Source organism: Raineya sp. (genome assembly GCF_053497555.1).
On the sequence record NZ_JBRCWE010000095.1, the window covers coordinates 21981 to 30470 of the forward strand.

The following is an 8490-nucleotide window of genomic DNA, read 5'->3' on the forward strand; positions in this document are numbered from 1 at the left end:
AATAAAATGCAAATTTAGAAAACGGCTTCTTTCTTACAAAAAGAACTTGTCCAAAATTTCTGAAAGCAGGCTAAAATGTAGAGATTTGAGGTTTGAAGTTGAACTCTCAAACCATTGAACCCTTAAACCTTTTGAACGCCAAACCTTTGAACTCCAAACTCAAAATATTAGACAAACTGAATGCGTATTTAGTCTGCTCGGGATTTGTTTTTTTGATTTTTTGCACTAATTTTAGAGCAACAAAATTTCTACGCTATGTTAGTGAAAGAAAAGGTTAGTTCTACCATAGAGCAAAGCGAATACATCAGTCGTGATTTGAGCTGGCTGCAATTCAATTGGCGTGTATTAGACCAAACCCAAGCTGAAAGGAGAAATTTGTTTGAAAAAATGAAATTTTTGGCTATTACCGCCTCTAATTTAGATGAATTTTTTACTATACGGGTAGGGAGTTTATACAACTATCTGGACTACAACAAAGAACGTTTGGATTATTCAGGCTTGAAGGCTCGCCCTTTTCGGAAAGTCTTGCTTGACGAAGTGCATCATTTCGTTGCAGACCAATACCAAGTTTTTCAAGATTTAATGGGGCATTTTGAAGAAAATGGCTTCCGAATCGCTACTATCCGAGATTTGCGAGAAATTGAAAAAGAAGAGGTAGAACTGTATTTCCGAAAGACTATTTATCCGATGCTTACGCCAATGGTCTATGATAGCCATCACGCTTTTCCGATACTTAGAGCTCAAACGTTGGTATTTGGCGTAGTTACACAAGCCGAAGAGTCGGGTAAATCGGTAAGAAAGGCTTCTTTTGTACAAGTTCCGCAGAATTTGCCACGCTTTTATGCTATCAAACGCAAAAAGAATGATGAAGGCGAGGAAGTGCTTTTTGTACCCATAGAAACTATTATACGTTGGCAGATAGGCAAGCTCTATAAAAATATCAAAATTCTTTCGGTAGATTTGTTTCGCATTACACGTAATGGTGATTTTACGCTGGAAGAAAGTGATGATATAGAAACTGATTTTATCAATGAAATTCGGAGCAAACTCAAAACCCGCCGAACAGGTAGAGTAGTGCGTGTAGAGGTTCTTTCCAAATACTCGGAGTGGTTGATGAAAATTTTGAAGGAGCGTTGGCAAATTGATGACGATAATATTTTCATTGTTGATAGACTTTTAGACCTTACTTGCCTTTGGCAAATTATCAAGCACCCCGACTTTGCCGATGAACTGCCTCCTTTACCCAATCAGGTTTTGCCTTTGCGTATGCGAGGCTTTGAAGCAGATACCGATTTGTTTGAGATTTTGAAGGAAAGAGATATTTTACTGCATCACCCTTACAATTCCTTTGAGCCTTTTATTGAACTTTTGGAGCAAGCCGCCGAAGATGCCAATACTTTGGCTATCAAAATTACAATTTACCGACTTGCCAAAAATTCGCGTATCACAGAGGCTTTGCTCAAAGCCGCTGAAAATGGCAAGCACGTTTCTGTGCTTTTTGAGCTAAAAGCTCGTTTTGATGAAGAAAACAATATTCGCGAAGCTCAAAGATTGCAGAAAGCGGGGTGCTACGTAGTTTATGGCATTGGTGGGTATAAAACGCATACCAAACTATGCCTCATTGTACGTAAGGAAGATAACCAAATTGTGCGTTATGTGCATCTTTCCAGCGGCAACTACAACGAAGAAACTGCCCGGCTTTACACAGATGTAGGGCTACTCACCACCGACGAAGATTATGCCGAAGATGTTTCCGAATTTTTCAACGTAATTACGGGGCATTCAGTTCCCGATTATTACAAGTGTCTTATTACGGCTCCTCGTGAAATGCGAACCCGTTTGGCACAACTCATTCGCAATGAAGCCGAAAATGCCCGTAAGGGTTTGAAAGCAGGGATTGCTATCAAGGTCAATTCTTTGGAAGATAGAGAAATTATCAATGAGTTGTACGAAGCCTCTCGGGCGGGTGTGCCTATCAAACTGATGATACGTGGTATTTGCTGTTTGCGTCCTCAAAGGGCAGGATTAAGTGAAAATATTGAAGTGCGTTCTATTGTAGGCGATTATTTGGAACATACAAGGTTGTATTATTTCTACAACGATGGCAATCCGCTGGTATATGGCGGTAGTGCCGATATGATGGTTCGTAGCTTTGATAGACGCTTGGAGTCTTTGTTCCTGATAACGGACAAGTTTTTGCGTATGCAAGCAACAGCTATTTTGGCTTACAATTTCCGTGACAATGTCAATGCTTACATTTTGCAAGAAGATGGTTCTTACAAGAAAGTGGAGATTAAGGAGGGCGAAAAACCCTTCAACATTCACAAAGAGTTTTACAAAATCACCGAGGAAGATGTAAAGCAAGCAAGAATCTTTGAGTTTTAATCGGCAAAATGGCTTTCTTTAAGAATATAGAAGGCTTCCTCAAAGGTTTTACCTTCTTGAATGAGTTGCAGAGTGGCTTCAATAATTTGAGAGTTGTATTGAAATACTTGGCTCAGTTTTTCCACAAAAGCAATTTCTTTTTCGTGAATAACTCCATCGGCAAGAACCATTGTGAGTAGGTCGTACCAATAATGGAACTTTTCCAAAGGTTTTTTGGGTAAAGAAAGCGAAATAGGGTCAGCACTTTTTTGTAATTTTTGCAAATACCCCGAAGATACGCCGAATTTGCGTGCTATGGCAAGCAATAATTCATATTCGTGCAAATGGAAAAAGCCATCTACTTTTGCCAAGCTCAAAAGGTTGGTCAGATGCTTTTTGTTTTGTGAAGATACAAATAAATCATCAAACATAGTTGTCTCTAATTTTTTTACATAGATACGAAAAAACTCAAAAAGGTTTTGCACTTTCTAAATGGAAATGGCATATTTGTAAGATTTCAATTTATTTTCCAATAAAACACTGAATAGTATGCTTTACAAACTTTTAGGAAAAAGCGGCTTGCGGGTTTCAGAACTCTGCTTGGGGACAATGACTTTCGGAACGGAATGGGGCACAGGTGCCGATTGGGCTGAAAGTAAAAGAATTTTTGATGCTTACGTAGAAAAAGGTGGAAATTTCATAGATACCGCCAATCGCTACACCGAAGGCACAAGCGAAAAATGGATTGGAGAATTTATTGCTTCGCAAAGAGATTATTTTGTACTTGCTACCAAATACACGCTTTATGATGATAGAAAAAATCCTAATGCTTCGGGCAATCACCGAAAAAACTTGAAGCGTTCTGTGGAGCAGAGTCTCCGAAGGCTCAATACCGACTACATTGATTTGCTCTGGCTTCACGTTTGGGATTTTACAACCTCTATTGAAGAAGTAATGCAAAGCCTGAATGATTTGGTGCGTTCGGGAAAAGTGCTGTATATTGGTATATCCGATAGTCCTGCTTGGGTTGTTTCCAGTGCCAATACAATGGCTGAATTGCGAGGTTGGGAAAGTTTTATAGGCTTGCAAATTGAATATAGCCTTATTCAGCGTACTCCCGAAAGAGATTTAATTCCTATGGCAAAGCATTTTGGCTTGGCGGTACTTGCTTGGTCGCCTTTGGGAGCGGGGGTGCTTACAGGCAAATACAATCAGGGCGTGCCTGCTGATGTTCGCCTTACCGAAAATAGCCGAAAACTTATTCCTCAGAATATCAAGATAGCTCAAAAAGTGAGCGAAATAGCTCAAATGTTGGGTTATACGCCCACACAAGTAGCTTTGAATTGGCTTCGCAGTCAGCATCAGCAATTTTTCCCAATTATAGGAGCAAGGAAACTAAGCCAAATTGAAGATTCTTTGGGCTGTTTGCGTTTCCAACTTCCCAGCGAAATGCTGAAAGAACTCTCTGAAATGAGTGCTGTTGAAATGGGCTTCCCTCACGATTTCATTGCTTACCCAACGGTACAAGATGTTATTTTTGGCGATTATGCAGGTAAAATTCAAAATCACAGGCTTAAATGAGAAAAATCAGGGATTTCGCTGAAAGTTTTTGCAGAAATTGCAAAGATTTATAAATTTAAGCCAAGATTTGTAAGATTTACACGATTGTTGGATTAAGAACAATTTTGAAAGATTAAGAAAGAAAAACTTGTAAAAATCCATTTTAATTGAGTTCATAAAGTCTTTTTTCTAACCTAAAAACGCAACGCTGTATGACTTACTATTATAGAATGGGTAAAATTCCACCCAAACGCCACATTCAGTTTCGTCAGCCCGATAATTCGCTTTACTACGAAGAGCTTGTGAGTTCCAAAGGTTTTAGTGGAATATACTCCAATTTGTACCATACTTACGCTCCTACACGCGTAAAACGTGTGGAAAAATCCACGCCCTTGCCTTTGAAAATACTCACCGAAAGACCTTTACTGCAAACACACCTAAAAACCTCTAATGCAGGTTTTACAGGAAAAGACTTTTTGGAGGCTCGCAAAATACTTATGGCAAATCAGGATATTCGCATTGCCATTTGTAATCCTGAAAACCTTTCAATGGATTACTACTATAAAAATGGCGAAGCTGATGAAATGATTTATCTGCACGATGGCAGTGGCTATCTGGACTCTCAGTTTGGCAGATTGCGTATTCAAAAAGGCGATTACGTGATTATTCCTCGTACCACTATTTATCGTATTCGCTTTGATGAAGCACCTGTTCGCTTGCTGATTATGGAAGCAATGGGACCCATTGAAACCGTAAAGCGTTATCGCAACGAATTGGGACAATTATTAGAACATTCGCCTTATTGCGAAAGAGACATTCACCCGCCCCAAGAACTCATTACCGAAACTGAAAAAGGCGAATATCACGTAAAAATCAAGAAGGGAGGCTTTTTGCATCATTATGTCTATGAACATAGTCCTTTTGATTTGGTAGGCTGGGACGGCTTTTTGTACCCTTATACTTTTTCCATTTACGATTTTGAGCCTATCACTGGGCGTATTCATATGCCACCGCCTATTCATCAAACTTTTCAATGTTGGGGGGCTGTGGTTTGCTCTTTTGTACCTCGTCTGTTTGACTACCACCCGCTTGCTATACCTGCTCCTTACAACCATTCCAATATTGATTCTGATGAGGTGCTATTCTATGCCGAAGGGGAGTTTATGAGCCGAAAAGGCATTGATAGAGGCTCTTTCACACTTCATCCTGGTGGCTTGCCTCACGGACCTCACCCTGGCACCGTAGAAAAAAGTATTGGAGCAAAAGAAACCCACGAATATGCTGTGATGATTGATACTTTCAAGCCGCTCTACATTACCGAAGAGGCTTTGCCTTTTGTTGATGAAAAATATCCGATGAGTTGGACGGAGTGATAAAAAATTAGTGAGTTTTTCTTTTTCGCTGAAATTTTGCCAAATTTGCAGGCAAAATTTCAGCTATGCAGATTGTTTTAGAAAAAATTGTCCCCGAGCCGCTTGCCGAAGTTCTCAATCCGCAATCGGAAGTTTGGAATACTACGCTTACTTTTGAAAAAGGCAAGCATTATCAAATTTATTCGCCTTCGGGGAAAGGAAAATCTACCTTTCTGCATATTATCTACGGACTTCGCAAAGATTTTCAGGGCAATCTGCTGATAGCAGGAAAAAACACTCAGCAACTTTCTGCTGGAGAATGGGCAAACATTCGTCAAAATCATTTTTCCATTGTTTTTCAGGATTTACGTCTTTTTCTGCACCTTACGGCTTGGGAAAATTTGCTTATCAAAGCCGCCTTATACACCCATATTTCTGAAAAAGAGTTGCAAGAGCAAGCTGAACTATTAGGGGTTGCTCACGTTTTACACAAAAAAGCTCATACGCTTTCCTATGGCGAAAGGCAACGCATTGCTATTATTCGGGCTCTGATACAACCTTTTGAGTGGTTATTGCTTGATGAGCCTTTTAGCCATTTGGATAGTGCCAACACCCAAAAAGCCTGCGAACTTATTACCCAAAAAACTCAAAAACAGAACGCTTCAATACTGATGACTTCTCTGGGGGCAGAGCAAAGTTATTTTTTACATTTTGATGAAAAAAAATTGTTAGGATAACCAAACCCAATTTACCGATTATGTTGAACATAGAAAATTACCATTTTTCAGGCAAAAAAGCACTCGTAAGAGTGGATTTCAACGTTCCTCTGGATAAAAACACTTTTGAAGTAACAGACCTTACCCGTTTGAAGGCTCACGTGCCTACTATTGGGAAAATAGTAAAAGAGGGGGGCTCAGCTATTTTAATGTCGCATTTGGGCAGACCCAAAGGCGGCTATGAAGAAAAATATTCTCTCAAACACGTAATTCCTGCTTTGGAAAAACTTTTGGGGCAAAAAGTGCTATTTGCTTCGGATTGCATTGGCGAAGAAGCCTTTCAAATGGCTCAAAACTTAAAAGCAGGCGAAGTATTGCTTTTGGAAAATGTACGTTTTTATGCAGAAGAGGAGAAAGGAGAGGAGGGTTTTGCTCAGAAACTGGCTCGTTTGGGTGATGTATACGTGAATGATGCTTTTGGAACAGCCCATCGCAAACACGCCTCTACGGCTGTGATTGCCCAATTTTTCAGGGAAAAAATGGCGGGGTTTGTGATGAAGGCAGAAATTGATAATGCTCAGAAAGTATTAGAAAATGCCGAAAGACCTTTCACCGCTATTATGGGGGGAGCAAAAATTTCGGATAAGATACTTATCATTGAGCGGCTTTTGGAAAAAGTAGATAATTTGCTCATTGGCGGAGGAATGAGTTATACTTTTTTCAAAGCAATGGGAGGCGAAATAGGCAGTTCGCTTGTAGAGGCGGATAAGTTAGATTTAGCCAAAAATCTCATTGAAAAGGCAAAAGCCAAAGGGGTAAATTTGGTCTTGCCCCAAGATTCGGTAATTGCCGATGCTTTCAATAATGAAGCTAATCGTAAAGAGGCTGATAATATGCAGATTCCTGCGGGCTGGATGGGTTTGGATATTGGCAACAAAGCCATTGAAACGTTTTCAAAACTCATCAAACAATCTAAAACCATTCTTTGGAACGGACCCGTAGGTGTTTTTGAAATGCCTAACTTTGCGAATGGCACTGCTTCGGTTGCCAGAGCCATTGCAGAGGCTACTGCGAATGGTGCTTTTTCACTGATTGGAGGAGGAGACTCGGCGGCGGCGGTAAATCAGTTGGGCTATGGAGAGCAAGTTTCCTATATTTCCACAGGAGGCGGAGCATTGCTGGAGTATATGGAAGGAAAAGAATTGCCCGGTGTAAAAGCTCTGGAAAAATGATATTGAAGCTCTGATTTGCAGTAGTGAAACAAGAAATAAGAAGTAGAAAGCAGGATTTTAGACCATTGGACGGCAAAATAATAAAGTTCTTAATAATTTGAAAGCTGTCTTGCAAAAATAAAATCAAGAGTACTTTTTCTGACTGAGCGATGATGTTGCTCATAGCAACATCGTCGCTTGCTATACACTTACTTTCCTACATTTACTTTTTGTTGCATAAGTTCATTCTTAATTGCTTCTATTTCTGCTTTCATTTTAGCAATTTCTTGCTTTTGGTTTTCAATGAGCTTTTGCTGTTCTTGAATGGCTTTTATCATAGGCATAATAAAATCTACATAACGTAAACTATACACTTCTTTTTCGTTTTTGGGAACATCAATGCCTGTAAAATGTGTATAACCACTTTCTTTCATTGCTTGGTGTACTTCTTGGGCAAGCAAACCTATAAAACGAGTATTTTGGATTTGACTATAGTCTATTTTTTTCCAAAGACTATCAGGAGTACCCCAAATATGATGTAATATTTCAGGATTTTCGTTGTAGCTCACGGGGCGAAGTTTGAGTATAAAATCTAAGCCTTTTACATCATCGGCGATATTAGTTTTGAAACGTTGGTCTGAATACGCTGTGATACCAGTTACTTGAGCTCGGATTTCTGTAATAGCTGTGTTGCCTAATAGTACTTGGTTATTTCCAGTACATTCTCCATTTGTAATACCATAGCCGAGCATCGTTACATTACTTCTACTGATTGTTGGGAAAGAGTTTGTACCTACAAAAGTACATTGATTAAAGTTAGTACCAGTCGCTCCATAGCCAGCATAATAACCTATGGCTGTATTATTACTACCATTACTATTGAAAGCTAACGAATTATAACCTACGGCTGTATTATTACTACTTGTGGTGTTTGAATAAAGAGCCCCAGCCCCTGCGGCAGTGTTAAAACTACCCGTAGTGTTATAATAAAGAGCAAGAAATCCATCAGCACTATTGAAACTTCCTGTGGTATTATAAGTAAGAGCCCCTAGTCCATTGGCTGTATTACGACTTCCCGTAGTATTGTAGTAAAGACTGCCATATCCGTTAGCTGTATTATATATCCCTGTGGTATTGAGGTAAAGAGTACCACTACCATAAGCTGTATTAAAACTTCCTGTGGTATTATAAGTTAGTGAACCCATTCCAGTAGCTGTATTGTACTGACCAGTAGTATTATAATAAAGAGCATCCGCTCCAACAGCAGTATTGTAACTTCCAGTGGTG

General features: G+C 39.5%; 7 protein-coding genes. 5 read left to right on the forward strand and 2 right to left on the reverse strand.

What is annotated here, in order from left to right; genetic code table 11:
* The first annotated feature begins 255 nt into the window (after positions 1–255).
* Complete coding sequence (gene ppk1 / locus ACWITO_RS12320; RefSeq protein WP_448530298.1) at positions 256–2385, forward strand: polyphosphate kinase 1; 2130 nt, start codon at positions 256–258, stop codon at positions 2383–2385.
* Here the strand turns inward: ppk1 and ACWITO_RS12325 are convergent.
* The gene (locus ACWITO_RS12325) at positions 2382–2795 is read right to left on the reverse strand and encodes a tellurite resistance TerB family protein (protein WP_448530299.1); all 414 of its coding nucleotides are present in this window, start codon (positions 2793–2795) and stop codon (positions 2382–2384) included. The genes ppk1 and ACWITO_RS12325 overlap by 4 nt on opposite strands.
* Positions 2796–2913: 118 nt before the next feature.
* Between ACWITO_RS12325 and ACWITO_RS12330 the strand changes: the two genes are divergently transcribed.
* The 4 genes from ACWITO_RS12330 to ACWITO_RS12345 all read left to right on the forward strand — a co-directional run bounded on the left by ACWITO_RS12330 (position 2914) and on the right by ACWITO_RS12345 (position 7224).
* A complete protein-coding gene (locus ACWITO_RS12330) occupies positions 2914–3945 on the forward strand; it encodes an aldo/keto reductase (RefSeq protein WP_448530300.1) in 1032 nt (343 codons plus the stop codon).
* Between the two features lie 191 nt (positions 3946–4136).
* Complete coding sequence (locus ACWITO_RS12335; RefSeq protein ID WP_448530301.1) at positions 4137–5297, forward strand: homogentisate 1,2-dioxygenase; 1161 nt, start codon at positions 4137–4139, stop codon at positions 5295–5297.
* A 65-nt stretch (positions 5298–5362) separates the two neighbouring features.
* A complete protein-coding gene (locus ACWITO_RS12340) occupies positions 5363–6013 on the forward strand; it encodes an ATP-binding cassette domain-containing protein (RefSeq protein WP_448530302.1) in 651 nt (216 codons plus the stop codon).
* Positions 6014–6033: 20 nt separating this feature from the next.
* Positions 6034–7224, forward strand: coding sequence for a phosphoglycerate kinase (locus tag ACWITO_RS12345; RefSeq protein ID WP_448530303.1), 1191 nt, complete (start codon positions 6034–6036; stop codon positions 7222–7224).
* A 188-nt stretch (positions 7225–7412) separates the two neighbouring features.
* Here the strand turns inward: ACWITO_RS12345 and ACWITO_RS12350 are convergent.
* The coding region (locus ACWITO_RS12350; RefSeq protein ID WP_448530304.1) for a tail fiber domain-containing protein at positions 7413–8490 on the reverse strand (1078 nt) is incomplete at its 5' end.

Excerpts from the sequence above, each read along its gene's own strand:
- ppk1 (WP_448530298.1), top strand. The coding sequence starts at position 256 with ATGTTAGTGAAAGAAAAGGTTAGTTCTACCATAGAGCAAAGCGAATAC.
- ACWITO_RS12325 (WP_448530299.1), bottom strand. The coding sequence starts at position 2,795 with ATGTTTGATGATTTATTTGTATCTTCACAAAACAAAAAGCATCTGACC.
- ACWITO_RS12330 (WP_448530300.1), top strand. The coding sequence starts at position 2,914 with ATGCTTTACAAACTTTTAGGAAAAAGCGGCTTGCGGGTTTCAGAACTC.
- ACWITO_RS12335 (WP_448530301.1), top strand. The coding sequence starts at position 4,137 with ATGACTTACTATTATAGAATGGGTAAAATTCCACCCAAACGCCACATT.
- ACWITO_RS12340 (WP_448530302.1), top strand. The coding sequence starts at position 5,363 with ATGCAGATTGTTTTAGAAAAAATTGTCCCCGAGCCGCTTGCCGAAGTT.
- ACWITO_RS12345 (WP_448530303.1), top strand. The coding sequence starts at position 6,034 with ATGTTGAACATAGAAAATTACCATTTTTCAGGCAAAAAAGCACTCGTA.